The organism is Vibrio sp. OPT20 (assembly GCF_963889365.1).
GTDB lineage: Bacteria > Pseudomonadota > Gammaproteobacteria > Enterobacterales > Vibrionaceae > Vibrio > Vibrio splendidus.
The window spans coordinates 1,154,779-1,173,368 of sequence record NZ_CAWPOA010000031.1 but is presented as its reverse complement, the minus strand read 5'-3'; the positions used below and the strand labels follow the sequence as shown (position 1 = coordinate 1,173,368).

14 protein-coding genes are annotated in these 18,590 nt (G+C 44.8%); 8 read left to right on the top strand and 6 right to left on the bottom strand.

Annotation, left to right across the window (positions count from 1 at the left end; all coding sequences use genetic code 11):
- The 5 genes from acnD to AACR09_RS06290 form a co-directional block, all read right to left on the bottom strand.
- Positions 1-2,292 (bottom strand): Fe/S-dependent 2-methylisocitrate dehydratase AcnD (gene acnD / locus AACR09_RS06310; protein WP_228010964.1); only part of this gene is annotated, 2,292 nt, incomplete at its 3' end.
- Positions 2,293-2,393: 101 nt separating this feature from the next.
- A complete protein-coding gene (gene prpC, locus AACR09_RS06305) occupies positions 2,394-3,596 on the bottom strand; it encodes a bifunctional 2-methylcitrate synthase/citrate synthase (protein WP_193836196.1) in 1,203 nt (400 codons plus the stop codon).
- Positions 3,597-3,743: 147 nt separating this feature from the next.
- Positions 3,744-4,640 (bottom strand): methylisocitrate lyase, encoded by an 897-nt coding sequence (gene prpB / locus AACR09_RS06300; protein WP_009846616.1) that lies wholly within the window; start codon positions 4,638-4,640, stop codon positions 3,744-3,746.
- Positions 4,641-4,740: 100 nt separating this feature from the next.
- Positions 4,741-5,460: a GntR family transcriptional regulator gene (locus AACR09_RS06295; protein WP_102350585.1), complete on the bottom strand. Its 720-nt coding sequence runs from the start codon at positions 5,458-5,460 to the stop codon at positions 4,741-4,743.
- 380 nt (positions 5,461-5,840) lie between these two features.
- Positions 5,841-6,962, bottom strand: coding sequence for a multidrug effflux MFS transporter (locus AACR09_RS06290; RefSeq protein ID WP_157938487.1), 1,122 nt, complete (start codon positions 6,960-6,962; stop codon positions 5,841-5,843).
- 98 nt (positions 6,963-7,060) lie between these two features.
- On the opposite strand from AACR09_RS06290, the gene AACR09_RS06285 reads away from it, so the two are divergent.
- Positions 7,061-7,825: an AraC family transcriptional regulator gene (locus tag AACR09_RS06285; RefSeq protein WP_193836195.1), complete on the top strand. Its 765-nt coding sequence runs from the start codon at positions 7,061-7,063 to the stop codon at positions 7,823-7,825.
- A gap of 31 nt (positions 7,826-7,856) precedes the next feature.
- Here AACR09_RS06285 and AACR09_RS06280 read toward each other — a convergent pair whose 3' ends face one another.
- The gene (locus tag AACR09_RS06280) at positions 7,857-11,027 is read right to left on the bottom strand and encodes an HD domain-containing phosphohydrolase (protein WP_193836194.1); all 3,171 of its coding nucleotides are present in this window, start codon (positions 11,025-11,027) and stop codon (positions 7,857-7,859) included.
- Positions 11,028-11,399: 372 nt separating this feature from the next.
- On the opposite strand from AACR09_RS06280, the gene AACR09_RS06275 reads away from it, so the two are divergent.
- From AACR09_RS06275 to tssC, 7 genes are all read left to right on the top strand, one after another.
- Entirely contained in the window at positions 11,400-13,382 is a 1,983-nt protein-coding gene (locus tag AACR09_RS06275) for a type VI secretion system Vgr family protein (protein WP_193836193.1), read from the top strand.
- A gap of 60 nt (positions 13,383-13,442) precedes the next feature.
- On the top strand, positions 13,443-14,003 hold the full coding sequence (locus tag AACR09_RS06270) for a DUF6931 family protein (RefSeq protein WP_193836192.1): 561 nt from the start codon (positions 13,443-13,445) through the stop codon (positions 14,001-14,003).
- A gap of 9 nt (positions 14,004-14,012) precedes the next feature.
- Entirely contained in the window at positions 14,013-14,312 is a 300-nt protein-coding gene (locus AACR09_RS06265; RefSeq protein ID WP_102315316.1) for a PAAR domain-containing protein, read from the top strand.
- Positions 14,313-14,531: 219 nt separating this feature from the next.
- Positions 14,532-15,998: a type VI secretion system protein TssA gene (locus AACR09_RS06260; RefSeq protein ID WP_193836191.1), complete on the top strand. Its 1,467-nt coding sequence runs from the start codon at positions 14,532-14,534 to the stop codon at positions 15,996-15,998.
- Between the two features lie 32 nt (positions 15,999-16,030).
- Positions 16,031-16,552 (top strand): Hcp family type VI secretion system effector, encoded by a 522-nt coding sequence (locus AACR09_RS06255; protein WP_065111266.1) that lies wholly within the window; start codon positions 16,031-16,033, stop codon positions 16,550-16,552.
- Positions 16,553-16,571: 19 nt separating this feature from the next.
- A complete protein-coding gene (tssB, locus tag AACR09_RS06250) occupies positions 16,572-17,075 on the top strand; it encodes a type VI secretion system contractile sheath small subunit (protein ID WP_017110737.1) in 504 nt (167 codons plus the stop codon).
- On the top strand, positions 17,075-18,553 hold the full coding sequence (gene tssC / locus AACR09_RS06245) for a type VI secretion system contractile sheath large subunit (RefSeq protein WP_102444808.1): 1,479 nt from the start codon (positions 17,075-17,077) through the stop codon (positions 18,551-18,553). Before tssB ends, tssC begins: the two co-directional genes overlap by 1 nt.
- Positions 18,554-18,590: the final 37 nt, after the last annotated feature.

Genomic DNA, 18,590 nt, shown 5'->3' with positions numbered 1-18,590 from the left:
TGAACCTTGTCCATAATCCGCACCCGCCACGACAATCAAAGGCTGTTTACGGTTCATGTAGGTTTCTATCGCTTCCCACATTCGCGTAACTTGCCCCTCGGGTTCAACTCTTGCCAATGAACCTTGCACGACTTCTCCAGCGTCCTTCACCATTTCGTTAAACAGCTTAGGGTTGGCGAATGTTGCTCGTTGCGCGGTTAAGTGATCACCTCGATGGGTCGCGTAAGAGTTAAAATCCTCTTCCGGCACTTCCATTTTGGTGAGATATTCCCCCGCCGCGCTCGAAGCGAGAATCGCATTTGATGGGGACAAGTGATCCGTAGTGATGTTGTCCCCCAGAATAGCCAGAGGCCTCATCCCTGAAAGGCTTCGTTCCCCCGCAAGAGCACCTTCCCAATAAGGTGGTCTTCGGATATAAGTAGTTTGAGGTCGCCAGTCATAAAGCGGTTCAGTCGTCACCTGTTCCTCGTCTGGCTGGAACATTTTCACGTAGATTTGTTGGAATTGCTGAGGCTTAACGTGCTCACCGACAACGGCATCGATCTCGGCATCACTCGGCCATAAATCACTTAAGTAGATTGGCTTACCATTGTTGTCTGTGCCTAAGCTGTCTTTCTCGATATCAAAGCGAATCGTGCCAGCCAACGCGTAAGCAACCACCAATGGCGGTGAGGCTAAAAACGCTTGTTTTGCATAGGGATGGATTCGACCATCAAAGTTTCGATTTCCTGACAACACAGCGGTTGAGTACAGGTCGCGGTCGATGATCTCTTGTTGGATTGTAGGATCCAACGCCCCACTCATTCCGTTACAGGTAGTACACGCATAACCCACGATACCGAAGCCTAATTGTTCCAGCTCAGGTAGCAAACCTGCCGACTCAAGATAGAGCTTGGCAACTTTAGAGCCCGGCGCAAATGACGTTTTCACCCACGGTTTACGAACTAATCCAAGCTGATTGGCTTTCTTAGCCACCAATGCTGCGGCTACCACGTTTCTCGGATTACTGGTGTTAGTACAAGAGGTAATTGCTGCGATAATCACCGCACCATCAGGCATCTGCTCGTCGCTGTACTGCTTAGCATGCTGCTCTCTCCAAGATGCTTGACTGATGCCTTGTTCAGCCAGCTCTCTGGTTGGCAAACGACGATGTGGATTGGATGGCCCTGCTAGATTGCGCTCAACTTTAGACAAATCAAACTCAAGCACACGTTCATATTGGGCGGAATCTAAATCGTCCGCCCAAAGCCCTGTTTGTTTGGCGTAGCGTTCGACTAGTTCAACCTGCTCAGGCTCTCGACCAGTGAGTTTCAGGTATTGAATAGTCTGCTCATCGATATAGAACATACCCGCTGTCGCACCGTACTCTGGCGTCATGTTGGAGATGGTTGCGCGGTCACCAATGGTCAGTGCACGAGCCCCTTCACCGAAGAATTCCAAATAGCTTGAGACCACTCTCTCATTGCGAAGGAACTCAGTAATCGCAAGCACAATATCCGTTGCGGTTATCCCTTCTTGTCGTTGACCCGTCAGTTTAACGCCGACAATATCAGGCAAACGCATCATTGACGGACGACCGAGCATCACTGTCTCAGCTTCCAAGCCGCCCACACCAATCGCAATAACGCCCAGAGCATCAACATGCGGTGTATGGCTGTCTGTGCCGACACAAGTATCAGGAAACGCGATGCCCTCTTTGGATTGAATCACCGGAGACATCTTCTCCAAGTTAATCTGGTGCATGATCCCGTTCCCCGCAGGAATCACACTCACGTTCTTAAACGCGGTTTTACACCATTCGATAAAGTGAAAACGGTCTTCGTTTCTGCGCTCTTCAATCGCTCGGTTTTTATCAAACGCTTGGTTATCAAAGCCTGCGTGTTCCACTGCAAGCGAATGATCAACAATCAGTTGGGTTTCAACTACGGGGTTAACCTTGGCAGGGTCTCCACCTTGGTCGGCAATCGCGTCTCTTAACCCAGCCAAATCAACCAAGGCTGTTTGACCAAGAATGTCATGACACACGACACGCGCAGGATACCAAGGGAAATCTAGGTCGCTCTTACGGTCAATGATCTGTTTTAAGCTGTCTTCAAGAGTTTGAGGATCACAGCATCTTACCAATTGTTCCGCCAACACTCTCGACGTATAAGGCAAGGTTTTATAAGCGCCCGGGGATATCGCTTCTACCGCTTCACGGGCATCGAAATATTCTAAATGGGTACCGGGTAAAAGTTTTCGGTACTGGTTTTTATCAAGGTACTGAGCTTGTTCAAGTTTCACATCAGACATACATCCACCATTATCTGTTAAATTCTATTCGTTGGTTCTCGAGGCCTTATCACATGAAGAGAAAAGTCACCTCGAGATATAAGTCGGCTCGATATAGAGGACTAACGTAAATGGATTGGTAGCCAGTCTTGATGCTCTGGCCCGGTGTAGTCTGCACTTGGACGAATAATTCGATTGTTTTCTCTTTGCTCGAATACGTGTGCCGTCCAACCCGTAAGGCGGCTCATCACGAAGATAGGAGTAAACAATTTGGTTGGGATGTCCATGAAGTGATAAGCCGATGCATGGAAGAAGTCAGCATTACAGAACAAGCCTTTCTCGCGCTTCATTACCGCTTCAACACGCTCAGAAACGGCGTAAAGCTGCTTATCTCCCACTTCTTGAGCTAGCTCTTTTGACCAACGCTTGATTAGAGCATTTCGTGGGTCGCTTTCACGATAAATGGCATGGCCGAAGCCCATGATCTTGTCTTTGTTAGCAAGCATATTCATGATGTTCGTTTCAGCTTCATCGGCGGTTTGCCAATCTTGGATCATTTCCATCGCCGCTTCATTTGCACCGCCATGTAAAGGACCTCTCAACGTACCAATCGCTGCGGTGACACAAGAGTGGATATCTGACAGTGTGGATGCACACACACGAGCGGCAAAGGTTGAAGCATTAAACTCATGTTCTGCGTAAAGGGTTAGCGAGCAGTGCATCACCTTCTTATGAAGTTCACTAGGTGTTTTATCCGTTAGCATTTTCAAGAAGTAGCCACCCAGACAGGCTTCACTTTGATCTTCAGTATCAATTCGCACGCCATCATGGCTAAAGCGATACCAATAACAAATAATCGCAGGGAAAAGAGCAAGCATTCGTTCGGTCGCGAACAGTTGCTCAGAGAAGTCAGACTCTTGCTCTAGATTACCTAACATTGAACAACCCGTTCTCATCACATCCATTGGATGAGCGTCTGCAGGAATAAGCTCTAGTGCTGCTTTCAAAGGTTGAGGTAAGCCGCGTAGACCAACCAACAATGTTTTGTAATCGTCTAGCTCTTTTGCATTGGGTAAGTGACCTCTTAGTAGCAGGTGCGCCACTTCTTCGAACTGAGCGTGATTAGCAAGATCGGTAATATCATAACCACGGTAGGTTAAGCCGGTTCCTGATTTTCCTACCGTACATAGCGCCGTAGTTCCCGCACTCTGACCACGTAGACCAGCACCACCGATTACAGGTGCGCTGGCTGTTTTTTCGCTTTGTTGTTGGTTTTCTGTTGAAGCCTTTTCGACAGCTGCTTTATCACTCAAAGATACAGACATGATGAACTCCTTTTCTGTATTAGCCGCCTGCACTCTTTGGTGCTGCCTGTTTATATGTCCGATGATCTTTATCATCGGTACTGGATATGGCGACTAACCATTTCACGTTATTGGATTAAGTTGATTTTGGATTAATTGAAACGGGATTTACCCTTCACTTGAAAACAACTGATCAAGCTTGTTTTCGTAGTCGTGGTAATTCAGGTGTTCGTAAAGCTCTTTACGGGTTTGCATTGAATCCAACAGAGCTTCTTGATTGCCTTCAACTAACAAGTGCTTGTAAACATTCTCCGCCGCTTTGTTCATCGCACGGAACGCACTCAATGGATAAAGCACCATGTCGACACTTGATTGGGCCAATTCGTTACAGTTGTAGAGTGGCGTTTGGCCAAACTCAGTGATGTTCGCAAGAATAGGCACGTGCTTACCCGTTGCTGATTTCAACGCCGCCGAGAACTTCACGTATTGGTCTAGCTGATTCATCGCCTCAGGGAAAATCATGTCAGCGCCCGCTTCAACACACGCAATCGCTCGTTCAATCGCACTATCAATACCTTCAACCGCCAATGCATCCGTACGCGCCATAATCACAAAGCTCTCATCGGTTCTAGCATCGGTTGCCGCTTTGACTCTATCGACCATCTCTTGCTGGCTCACAATCGCTTTATTTGGTCGATGACCACAGCGTTTCTGGGCCACTTGATCTTCCATATGAATTGCAGCTGCGCCTGCCTTCTCCATAGCGCGAATGGTACGTGCAATATTAAATGCGCCACCAAAACCCGTATCGATATCCACCAGCAAAGGCAAATCACACGCATTGGTAATACGTTCAACATCCACCAACACATCGTTCAATGTCGTAATACCTAAATCAGGTAAACCATAAGACGCATTGGCGATGCCTCCACCAGACAAATAGATCGCCTGATGCCCTAAGTTCTTTGCCATCATCGCGCAATACGGATTCACCGTACCGACGATCTGCAATGGGTCGTTGTCTTGCACAGCTTGTCTGAACTTTGCTCCTGCTGATAACTTCATAATGACGCTCCCTGTTAATTGTTTATTTCTAGCTAACCTTTAAGACTTACGGCTTTTAGTTATCGCCAGCACTGATCCGCTGACAGATTCCAATGGCCGCTTAATCAAGATCTTTGGATTGAATTTGTTGTTCTATAAGCAATCGACTACCCGAGATGTGTCGTCGCATTAGCATTTCTGCTAGCTCTTCATCGCGGTTACGAATCGCTTGTAGGATGTATTTATGTTCATCAAGCGCCTCTTTTGGTCGAGACTGAGCCCTAGGCGATTGATAGCGGTACATGCGTAATAGGTGATAAAGCTCATCACACAGCAGCGAAATGAGTTTGCTGTTACGACTCGCTTTGATAATGCGGTAATGGAAATCGAAATCCCCATGTTGATGAAAGTAAGAAGAACCTTCGACTTCATCGATGTGTTTTGAGTGTGTCGACAATAACCCTTCAAGCCCGACAAGCTCTTCTTGTGTAATATGTCGCGCTGCTAAGCGAGCCGCCATGCCTTCCAATGCCTCTCGCACTGCGTACAACTCGAGTAGTTTGTCTGCCGAAAAGGTAATAACTCGAGCCCCTACATGAGGAATGCGTTCAATCAAGCCAAGCCCTTCAACACGCATTATCGCTTCACGTAGTGGACCTCGGCTTACCTCAAAGCGTTTAGCCAGTTCAGGTTCCGAGATCTTACTGCCCGGTGGTAGTTCACCGTTAACAATCGCCTCAACGAGGTACTCCGTCAGATTTTCCGACTTGGTGTTTTCTTTGTCGCTCACACGTGTTTTCGTGTTTGCACTTAAGGTGAGATCTTTTATCGCAGTATTCATATTCACGCTGCTCACTTCTGATTGCCGACCCTAACTGTCAACAATTTCATAACATGAACATAAAATACACGATCGAATTGTCGACAATCAAGTAGATTGTCGACAATTTAGACTAAGGTAGTATTTTTTATAGACGATAAAGTTTGTTAGAAAACACGTAAATAATGACTTAACCAACTGTTAATAAATGAATTAACCTAGGAGAGACTCAACAAACCCTTGCTTACCCTACAATTATTAGAAATCGATGTGTCGACAACTTGCCATCCACCTTTTAGATATAGTATTCATTTCTACTCATCAGCGATTTAGACCAAAAAAAAAGAGAAGCAATGATCGCCTCTCTTTATTATTCACAAGGTTAACACTCTCAAAATAGGTTAATCACGAGACATCAACATGGTGCTTGCCAATAACGACATTCCTATTAGCACAACCCCTAAGTTACCAATCTCACCAGCAAGTCCTAGTCCCCCACCAATTAAACAGTAATACAACAATCCTAGAACCGCCCCTGCCGTGCCTGCTTGCTGTTTATAATTGACCAACGCCGTACTAAATATATTAGGACTTGCCATACCAAACCCTACAACCACAGCAGCCATTCCTAAAAGAAACCAAAGGCTGTCTTGGCAAAAGTACACCTGAACAGCCCCAACAAAGCTGATTAACACCGCGATCTGAATGAGTCGTTGGGAACCCCATTCTTTTACTAGCAATCGTTTATTCATCGAGCTCCCTAAAACAGATGCTGCTGCTAAGATCACACCACTGTAACCAAATTCAATGGAACTTAAGCCAAACTGGCTGAACATAAATGGCGCTAAAGAATAATAGCTAAACATCATGACATTAAAGCAAGCCACAAGAATCGCACTTTTCCAAATATCCCTATCTTTTAGCATTACCGTGAAAATACCAATAAAGCTGACTGTTTTAGTATCAGCAGGTTTCGTTTCGGGTAAAGAAAAGGCCGATACGATCAGCAATATAAAAGCCATGACAAGCAGTAAACTGAACACCACTAAGTGTCCAAAATATTCAGCAATCAATCCTCCTGACATTAAACCAACAACAGGGCTGATTGATACTGCAACAATTGCTAGCGAAAACACTTTCCCTAGCTCTTTGCCTTCATAGCTATCTCGCAATATTGTTTGACCAATAACTGAGCCTACCGCTGCCCCAAAAGCTGACACAACCCGCGCAATCATGACCATATCAAATTGAGTTGCCGTGATGGCTAACAGGCAACCAACGCCATAAGTAAACAAACCACACAACATCGCTTTTCTGCGGCCAATAAGATCAGAAATTCGCCCCCAAAAAACAACACCCACAGCAAAAGCAATAAAGTAAATCGACAAGGTTTGACTTGCACTTGCCATTGATACACCAAAATAATCAACTAAGTGCGGCAATACTGGGCTGTAGATAGTTTCAACAATTTGGGGGAACATCAGCAGAATGATGATCAGTCCCATATGGGGTTTTTTATTCATATTATTCTCTTCTAAAACTGGAATAAGAGAAGTATATGGATTTCATTTGTGTTCAAATATCAACAGTAGAACAACAAACATCAAAATAAGGACAAATCATGTTGATCGATGACAACACACCTTTTTATGTTGATGGAATGCCCTATCCCTTTGTCGGCATTGCCGCCCAAGTCGGCAAGCACGATTCGGGTATGCATACACACAACCGTGCACAATTGTTATTTGCACCACACGGTTGCATAAGTATTACCCTCGACGGAATGCATTGTGTGTTGCCGCCCACCAAAGTTGCCTGGATACCCGCGGGAATTGAGCATTGTGCAACCATGATCAATGTCGTTGCCTATCGCTCGCTTTATTTTGATCCTGTTCGCATTAAAAACTTACCTATAACGTTGAGTATTCTTAACGTCACACCACTACTGAAGGAGTTGATCGAACGAATGGCTTTTTGGGATTGGGATAAACCTAGTGAAGAGCAACAAAACACATTGGCGTTGTGTTGCGAGGAACTTTCTTACGCAGAAAGGAACGAGCTAACGCTGCCTTTACCCAAAGATAAACGATTAGCGTTGTGGTTAGAAAAAGTAAAACTAGGAACACAGTTACCTCAACCACTCAATGAAATGGCCAAGCATATTGGAGCAAGCAGCAAGACCGTAAGCCGATTATTCATCAAAGAAACGGGGATGCCTTACCAAGCTTGGCGTCAACAATGGAGGCTGTTAAGTGCCATTGAGCAATTGTCAGAAAAAAAGAGTGTCTCTGCGGTTGCCCACGAGTTAGAGTTCTCCAGTGACAGTGCGTTTATTCATTTCTTTAAGCAACACACCGGAGAAACCCCCACTCACTACATGAAGTGAGGTCAACAGCCATTCATGCTTTCTGGCAAAGTTAAGCAGCGACGCTTTCAACTACATATTTTGATAGGTCTACATGATCGATCTGTTCCGGTTTTAAATACGTTTCGGCGTAACGGATATGTGTCCCGCTAGTTAGAAACAACCTAAACAGTTCTATATCGAGATGCTCGTCCAAGGCCATTTTGTACATGATATCGACAGCAACACTGATTGGCTTCGCTTTCTTGTACGGCCTATCCGCAGCAGTTAGCGCCTCAAAAATATCCGATATCACGAGAATACGTTCTGGAATTGAAAGATCGTCGCCAGTTAACCTCCTTGGATATCCAGTGCCTTTGAGTGTTTCATGGTGAGTCGAAGCATAGCGAGGAACACGGCTTAGTTCTTTCGGGAATGGCAGGTTCTCAAGCATCTTAATCGTGCCAAGCATATGCTCATTTATCTTGAACCGGTCTTCAGCAGTTAACGTGCCACGTGCAATGCTCAGATTGTAGACTTCGCCTAAGTTGTATAGGTGCTCCGGCACATCCATTTTGATTTGATGTTTCGGGTCAAACTCTAACGGCCTATCTCTTTTCACTATATGTTCAGGCTTATCACTTAACAGCGGCTCTGTCGCTGGCAAGCTTGAAATCGGTTCTCGATTCAAGGCTTCTATGGGTGATAGACCAAGTTGATCATCAAAGTTACGGATCCAAGTCGTCTCAGCTATCGAACGAATACGAGCAACTTTGTCATCACCCATGAACTCACCACCAACGTTTGATATCGCGATAAAGGCAAAGTCATCTTGTAGCTGCTGCTTCGTTGCCGTAAGTTCATCGGCTATCAGTTGCGTTGATAGCGTACCATCAAGTTGTTTTCTCAAAGCGGTGATTTCCGCATCACGCCAAAGTACTTCAAAACGAGTTCTCACCTCGTGGATTCGGTTGTAGTTCGCTTCTAGCTTCGTACCTTTATCGACGATGTGTTCCGGTGTCGTGATCTTGCCACAATCATGAAGCCAAGCTGCAATCCTAAACTCACGACGTTCGTCATCATTTTTAAACTCAAAATCTTTGAAGTGCTCAGACTGCGATTTTTCAGCCGCGTCAGCCAGCATCAAGCCGAGTTCTGGTACACGATTACAATGCCCTGCCGTATAAGCGGACTTATCATCGATCGCTTGAGCGATGAGCTTGATAAACGACTCAACAAACGCCTCTTGAGTTTGCTCATGTTGTTTGAGTTCTGTCGACATCTCTTTGACTGCAACTGACAACTCCCATATTTCCTTAATTCGAGTATCCAGCACGGTCACGCTGTCATAATCACGCAACTTAATCTTACTCGTCTCTGCTTTTAATTGACGAATAGGACGAACAATTGGCGCACCAAAGATCCAAGCTACCGGTAAGGTTAGGCTCATAAGAAGCACAGTCACGCCAATGGAGGTCGCCACTCTCTTGTTCACAGCGCTGTAAATTTCCGCTTCTGGTATCGCTACTGCAAAATATTCAGAGTAGTGCTCGCCTGTCTCAATCTTTTTCAGATATAAACGCTTAGCTTCACCATTGAGCACAATCTTAACCATTTCGCCTTCGGCGGTCGCTGTCGCGGTTCTATCATAGAGCTCAGTATAAGGAATGGTTGTTCCTGTATTTAGGGCCGTATGTTGAAACCACTTTTGAGATAATGCGGCTTTCTGCTCATCCGTTAATGCATTTATGGCTTGATTGATGATCGGTAACAGCTGTTGATGTTTATTCTGCAGCACAATGTGGAACTGATTTGGATAGCTCACTTTCAAGTCCGAGAGCGCTTCATTAACTTTAAGGTTTACATGGAAAAACTTGTCCAAAGAAAATGAAAGCACGGGCTTCGCGTCGAGTACCGCAAAATATTCGCCATTCTCAACAGCATCCAGTGCCGATTCCATATCGGAAAACTCAACTAGATCGATATTTGGGAAGTCGGCTCTCAATTGAGGTGTAATCGACCACCCTGATAGAATCGCGACTTTTTCACCTTCAAGTTCAGCGTAATTTGATAGGGTTTGAACTTCGCCTCGAGTGACAACAGAGAAAGGTAGTTCATAGATAGCGTCAGTGTATAAACCTTTCACGCCATTGCTTTCGTAGTTCTGAATCGAATGCAGTCCATCAATGCTTCCTTCATGAAACTTGCCAGTTAACTCCGCCCACGAAAAGCCATTCACAAATTCAAACCTAACCCCGCTCATTTCACTGATCATTTTCAAGAGATCAATCGCGTAGCCGTGTGGTTCTCCAGATACAGAGAAATCCATCGGACCCCAATCATTTTGATTCGAGAACAACAAAGGTGGTGTTTTTTCTATGATGGCTTGTTGCTCAGAAGACCAATTGATGTCACTCGCTTTAAGAAGCACTTGTGTCGTTTCAATATCGCGATTAGACGCGATAATGTTGCCGGATTTGGAGTATAAGAAAGATTCAACCTGACTGTCTTCATCAAGATCCAATGCACTGGCAGATAACTTGCTTGCCAAAGAAGACAACACGATATCTATACCTATTACATGTTGCGTATCGCCAGCAGCTTTTGATTCAAAGGCTAGAGAATACGTTTGGCCCGTGATCTGGAGATGTTGGAAAAGATAAGGCTGTGTTTTCTCAACAACCTCCGTATTCGCAGAGACATACCAAGGCCGTGTCGTAGGAAAGTAATTGCTTGGCTCAGTCTTTGAGTCTCGGAGGTTAAACTCAAGGTCGTAATACTTAGTCGTACGGATACGGCCGGCTTCTCTATCGCTGATCTCGATCACGACCCAGCGGTCTGAGCGATCGGCACCAATTTTTTCTCTAACAAAAGGGGAGGATTCCAGATTGATAATTTGGAAGAAGCGTTCGTTAGAAGAACCGATATAAATACTGTAAAACAGAGGGTTGTCTTTTATTGCTTCAGAGAGGATCCCACGCGACTCTTCCCGAGAGATTTGATGGCTAATCGAGCGATGTACTGAAGAGAGTAAACGAGCGGTATTTATCGCATCTGAATCGACGTTGCCGATATAGTCGCTTAAATCCTGAGATACCATGGTCAACTTCGACAAAGTATGTTCGGTCGCCATTTTCTTACTGAAGTAATATTGAAGTGAAACCGCAACGATCGCTGTCAGTACTGTTGCAAGCAAAAACATCCCTCCAACGGTAAACCGTAACGAGATTTTTGTGTTCGTCATTATTCTATCCTTGAATAACCACTAGCCCAGAAATGTAACATGCTAGCAATATCTATATTATTACTACGGCATACTGTCTCTAGCAACACATTATTCTATATATAATTTAAGATCTCCTTATATCCCCCTCTGCGTCGCAATAACCTCGTATTTAAATGACATTTAACAATATAAACCAGCAAGTAGTTACCATAATTAAATTAATGGTATTTGTTTTCATAAAATGGAAACACCTCACGCCTTTGTTATGATGCTTATTATATTATTTACTTTATGCTATAAATTTAGATATAAAGTTTTAACATCAAGTCAGTTCGTTAGTATCGACATAACCTTATGTCAGGACACCTTCGAGCATTATCAGGCGAGCCTATGACGGATAATTTCTCCCCTTCTGCCAGCACTATTGTGGCAAAAGATTCTAAAAGCAACGAGCATGCAGTCAGCGATTTTGCTATTTCTGAGTACTTATCGAAGCCTTTTAAAATCGAACTAACCATCATCTCAAAAAGCTTTGTGATCGATGATCAATTGGGGCAAAAGCTCTCTATCACCCGCTTCATTAATGACACCGATAATTTGACCGCTACCCGAGTATTCAACGGTATTGTTACGCAGGTTCAATTACTCGGTATGGACGGTAACCTACAGTACTCTAGTTACCGCGTCACTCTAAGGCCTTGGTTCTGGTTACTGAAGCACACCCACTCTTTCCGCGTTTACCAAAACCAATCAACGAAAGACATCATTTCAGACGTGTTAACCCAAGCTGGCTTCAGTGGATCTTATAAGACAGGCACCATGCCTTCGTCTAAACGTGAATATTGCGTTCAATACGATGAAAGCGATTTTGATTTCGTAACCCGATTACTCGCTGAGGAAGGCGTTCACTACTTTTTCCAACACAGCGATTCCGACCACCTAATGATGCTGCAAGATGCTCAAAGCCCCTTTCAAAAATCCGATGCTAGCAAACTCGACATGATTGAGGTCCCATCAGGCAGTAATCCATTAATCAACAAATGGATGCCACAAGGGCAATTTCATGGTGCTAGCATTGAGCTAACCAGCTACGACTACTCACAAACCAAATTGGTGAGCAGCAAAGAGAAAAAATCCAGCCATAAGATCGCCAACAACACCAAGTTGACCAAGCAGTTTTACCCTAACCTTGGTATCACTGGTGGCATGGAGGATCTCGCCAGTAACCTAGTTAAAAGGCGAATAGAACAGCTCGAACAAAGTTATCAAACCGTTGAAGCCGAAGCTCAACACGATTCATTTGAATTAGGAACTTGGTTCTCATTATCTTCCCATTTAGACAAGTCTCAACTCGGCGATTATCTGGTCACAGAACTTCACATTCGATACAACACAGATAATCACTGTGAGACCAAACTGACCCTACTCGATACATCAATTCCTAATTACCCGTCACCGAGAGACAAAGCGAAAATCCACGGTCTGCAAAGCGCGATTGTCGCAGGCAGTACGGCAGGTGAAATCAATCAAGACGATCAAGGCCGCGTGCGCATTCAATTTCATTGGGATACCGAAGCCTCTGGCGACAAAACAAGTTGCTATGTGCGTGTCGCTCAGATGATGGCAGGCAGCGGTTACGGTGCTCAGTTTATTCCGAGAGTCGGACAAGAGGTATTAGTCAGCTTCATTGATGGCGACCCTGACCAACCGATTATCACCGGAAGCGTTTATAACAGTAAAAATCCGCCACCTTACAAAGAGGCGAACGCCACAAAAACAGGCATTAGCACCAAATTAAGTGGCTTAGCGAATGAGCTCTATTTCGATGACAAGAAAGACAATGAGCTGTTGTACATGCACGCGACCAAAGACTTCACCAAAGAAGTCGAGAACAACCTGACTGAGACAATCAAAGGTGAGTTGCTTCAAAAAACCACCAAGCAAGTTACCGTCTCAACAGAAGATAACTACACACTTACCTCGGATAAAGCGATCAGTGAGAAAGGTAAATCCATTTCACTTGAAGCCGATGACAAGATAGAGCTGACCGTTGGTTCAAGTAAGATCACCATGTCTTCATCTTCAATCAGTATCGAAGCCAGCAACATTGATATCAAAGCCAGCAGTGCGCTCAACCTCGAAGGGATGAACGTGACCAGTAAGGCTACATCTGCAAACAAGATCTCCGGTGTGACGACAGCTCTAGAAGCTACGAGCTCCAACAGCATTAAAGGTCTCAGTGTCGCGATTAAAGCCGATACCACCCTCTCAGCTGAAGGTTCATTAAGTGCTGAGTTTAAATCCGGACTAAAAGGCACTTTCGATGGTGGCGTGATGGGTGAGTTAAAAGGTGCGATTGTTAAGGTTAATTAGCAAATTCAAAACGCTAGTACTTAAACCACACCAAAGCACAAATTTAGGTAGAACGAAAACATGTATAAAAAGATTCCGTATCAGACAGGCCGACAATTGCTCGATAGATTCTCAAGCTCTGATGAAGCTCAAGCGCTGATCGATGAAGAGCTCAATGTTGATGACTCCATTGAAGCGTTGTTGGAAAACGAGCTCTATTTCGATTTGGTTCAATTTCTTGCTCACGGGCTTCCAGTTCGAGAAGCCATTTGGTGGGGAGCGCACACGCTCGATGCAAGAAATGACGTCTGGTCTGCAATGCAAAAGCAATGTATTTCCACAGCCAAAGCTTGGGTCAAATCACCATCAGAAGAGCAAAGGCGCAAGAGTGAACTATTCTCTAACAAACTCAATTTAAATTGTGGGCCATCTTGGTTGGCTCAAGCCGTATTTTGGAACGGGTCTGGCAGTATTGTTGCACCAGATTTGCCAACGGTTCTCCCAAATCCTTTTCTATACTCTAAGGCGGTAGCAGGTGCGATCAATCACTCTGCTGCTCTACCAAATTGGGACAAGACAGACGAGTACTACAAAAAATCCATCGGCATAGCTCTTGAGCTTGCCAAAGGCAATAAGGCATAGGAGTTACTGATGACGTTAGCCGCACGATTAACCGATATGCATGTTTGCCCAATGCAGACACCCGCTGTTCCACCTATCCCCCACATAGGCGGGCCAATCAGTGGCCCCGGTGTACCGACGGTTTTAATTGGCAATATGCCAGCCGCGACACTTGGGGACATGTGTGTTTGTGTTGGCCCTCCCGATAGCATCATCAAAGGCAGTGCCACTGTGCTCATAATGAGTAAACCAGCGGCACGTATGGGCGATACAACCAGTCACGGCGGTACTATTGTTCTGGGTATGCCTACTGTGATGATTGGAGGCTAAATACCTTACTTTTCATGGGGTTTCAAAAAACCGTGACATCGGTCCACTTTCTTAGATGAAGTTCAAAGTTTTAAGTAAATATCTATTTTGCATGAGACTTTTCACGAAAAAGCTCTAGAATTAATAAATGTTAACAAGTGTTTACGAAGCATAAGGATTATGTATCAAATATGACACTTTGGTGCGATCGGGATAACAATAGATTTTTACAGGATGTATATGACAGAAATCGTTCACCTACTTGTTCCAATCTCGGATGAAGAGCCTTCAGGCCCTTATTTGAAGTTAGATCGAAGTGCCTATCGCAGTTTGAGAAACGTTTACAATAGCGCTCAATCCTCATTTCGACAGTTAGTTGAAACGCCTGATGCATCGTCTGATCCTGCTATCGTGGATGCCAATACAAAAAACTGGGCTGAGTTGAGAAAGGTTTCAGAAGAAACACTTACTTCACAGTCAAAAGACTTAGAGATATTAGGTTGGTACATCACGAGCCAACTTTTTACATCTCAGCCATTTCATAACCTTGCTAATGCTATCCCTGCTTTAAACCTTTTCATCGACCAATTTTGGGATACGTTAAACCCAATGCTTCCGGAGGCTAAACTCAAAGCTTCTGACGATGCAGGGAAAGCGAAGGAAATCACTGAATTTAAAACTAAACCCCTACTTCAACTCGTTGGTGAGTCTGTTGACTCAAGCTCTGTGTATATCCCCTTTCAAATGCTCGATTTTTGCGCTGGTGTCACATTCGGTGATTACCTGACCGCTGAACGTAAAGGCAACATTGCAGAACTGAAAGAAACAGCGTTAGGTTCATTTGATCAAAGCGTTTCAGAGACACTCTTTCAATTAGCGAGTATTTATAGTGAATTGGAAGGTGCTGAGAAAAACCTAGCTGAAAAGTGCCAAGCTGTTGGCGCAACCGTTATCAGTTTCAACTTCATCAAGACCAACGTACGTGATCTGATTAAAGCGATACATTTTCTTGTTGGAGAAAGATTCTCGCCTTGGCCTTTGGATGACAACTTCCACGTTATCCAAAACTCAACAGAAGTAACTCAACAAGACGATTCGATACATTCGGCACCCCAGCAAGCAAGTGATACCCCTATTGACTCAAGTTTAGCCACTGAGACAAGCCAAAATTCAGGGGCAACTAATCCGGTAAACCAAGGTAACGGAAGCGTGGCTAGTGACGGGCAAGCCCAAGCACTAAACAGCCTTACCTCCCAAAACCAAACTCAAACGATTGTTCAAAACGTCTCGAGCATCAACGGCATTGTTAATCGCGATCATGCATTTCAAGAAATTAGAAAAATCGCTGAGTACTTTAAAGAAACAGAGCCTCATAGCCCTATTGCCTTCTTACTCGAACGTTCAATTCGTTGGGGCTACATGAGCTTCCCAGAGTTACTCCAAGAAATGGTTGGCAATGAAAGTGTCATCGCACAAATCAATCAAATGACAGGAATGGACAACCTAGACAAAACCGATTTGTCAGGAAAATCCGTTCCAGTAATGACTTCCGCTCCGGAGAGAACTCCGGTAGCAACATCGACTATTGAAGAGCCAGCGGCAGTATCGCCAGTTCCTGATAGTTCAAATAGTACGACAGATACAAACCAAACATCTGAACCGACTTCCAACTCATCATCGAGCAGCCTGCAAGATTTTGAGTGGTAAAGCACATTAATGCGTTGAGCAAGGAGAAAGTAATGGCTTCTATTTTTATGAGAATTGATGGTACGACACCAAAAGGTGCAGCAACGGTAGAAAAGATCGGGGGTAAAGATGGATTCTTTGCACTTGATAGCGTTTCTTGGAGTGCAGTACGTGGTGTTGGTATCGATGTAGGTAATGCAAACAATGCGGACCAAGGTATGGTTGCTCTTGGTGAAGTCAACATGACTCGTGGCTGTGATGGTGCAACACCTCATCTAACCACTTTCTTATATGCGCCGGGTCCAGAAGGTCGCACCGTTGAAATCGTAATGACAAAACCAAACCGTGAAGGCTCTGGTGCTGATCCATACCTGATTCTAACGCTAAAAATGGCTCGTATGTCTAGCTACAACATGTCTGGCACAGACGGTTCACTTCCAAGCGAATCTTTCAGCCTAACCTACACTGAAATTTCTAAGGCTTACTACATTGAATCCGACGGCGGTAAGATCGAGAAAGGCCCTGAGGTTGGCTTCGATGCTACAACAGCTAAAGTCACTTCAACTGCTAAGTAATTAAACAAGGAGAGTTACCGTGGCACTAAATTCCCAACATAAACGCGTAAGTAAGAACCGCGTAAGTATTACCTATGACGTTGAGACTAATGGCGCTGTAGAAACCAAAGAGCTCCCTTTTGTTGTTGGGGTTATTGGTGACTACTCAGGCCATAAGCAAGATAAAGAAGAAGTAGAAGATCGTACCTTCTATAACGTTGATAAAGACAACTTCGATACGGTAATGAAGCGTGTTGGCCCTGAATTATCCCTAAAAGTAGACAATGTACTTGCCGGTGATGACAGCCAATTTGCGGCGAGTCTTAAGTTCAATTCGATGAAAGATTTCGAACCTGAAGCGATAATCGAACAGGTTGAACCGCTTAAGAAGCTAGTCGAAACCCGTAATCAACTGAAGGTACTGCTTTCTAAAGCCGATCGTTCTCGCGACCTAGAAAAGCTACTTAAAGAAGTTCTACAAAGTGCAGATACGATTAATGCTCTTTCTGATGAGCTTGGTATTAAAGAAGAAGGAGCTGAGTAATGAGTACTGAAACTGAGAATCAAGCGCAACCGGAGGCGGCGGAAGGCTCACTGAGCTTCCTAGACCGTGCGATTGAAGCAACCACTCAAACTCCCGCTGACACCACGAAAGAACTGTTTTCTGTACTTACAGAGCAAGCTCTTTCTGGCACCGTGACGTGGGATAAGAACGTTACAAAAACAATTGAAAACGCAATCTCAGAGATAGATAAAAAGCTATCTCAACAGTTATCTGAAGTCATGCAACAAAAAGACTTACAGAAGCTTGAAGGCTCTTGGCGTGGTCTACAAAAACTCGTTAAAGAGAGCGAACTGGGTCGTGATCTAAAGATCAAAATGGTCGATTACACACAAGAAGAGTTGCTTGATCAATTCGAAGATGCGCCTGCGATTGACCGTAGCCCGCTATTCAATGCGGTTTACCAAGGCGAATTCGGTACTGCTGGTGGTGAACCTTACGGCACATTCATCGGTGATTACGAGTTCAGCGCGAAAGATGAAGATGTTGCTCTACTTCGCTACATGGGTGAAGTCGCTGCAGCGTGTCACGCACCATTCGTTGCTGCTGCCAATGCTGAGATGTTCGAGTTTAATGACTTCCAAACATTCTCTGAAGGCAAACCTGTTGCTGCAGGTTTCGACTCTCCTGCTTACGCTGCATGGAATTCATTCCGTGAGAGTGATGATGCTCGCTACGTAACCCTAACACTGCCACGAACTCTTGCTCGCCTACCTTATGGTGACAAAGGTTTGAGTACTGATGTCTTCGCTTATGAAGAGCTTGGTACCGATATGGATGGTAATCCTAAGCCAACCAGCAATGATCAGTTAGTTTGGTCTAATGCAGCGTATGATCTTGGTCTTAAAATGACTCAAGCTTACACGGCTTCAGGTTGGTGTACGTCTATTCGTGGTCTTGATAACGGTGGTAAGGTCGAGAATCTTCCAAACCTAACTTACAAGTCTGAAGCTGGCGATCTACTTCAGCAGTGCCCAACAGAAGTTAACCTAACAGATGAGCGCGAGAAAGAGCTTTCAGACCTTGGTTTCCTTCCTTTGGTTCACTACAAAAGCTCTAACTACGCTGTGTTCATCGGCGGTCAAACAACGCAAAAGCCTAAAACCTTCACTGACCCAGATGCAACGGCAAACGCGGCAATTTCAGCTCGCCTGCCTTACATCATGGCAAGTAGCCGTATCGCCCACTACCTGAAAGTAATGGGTCGCGACAAGTTAGGCTCGAATCTTGAAGCTCCGGATATCAAACGAGAGCTACAACTATGGATCGACCAATACACCAACGCGGGTGCCATTGGTAATGAGCAACGTGCAAGAACGCCTCTTTGCGAATCTCGCATTGAAGTGGTCGAGCAACCTGGTAAGCCAGGCGCATACTCAGCTGTCGCTCATCTAAGACCTTGGTTACAACTTGAAGAATTGACGACCTCAGTTCGAATGGTTGCTAAGATTCCAGGCTAATATGGATTTGGCCGGAGCAATCCGGCCAAAAATTTTG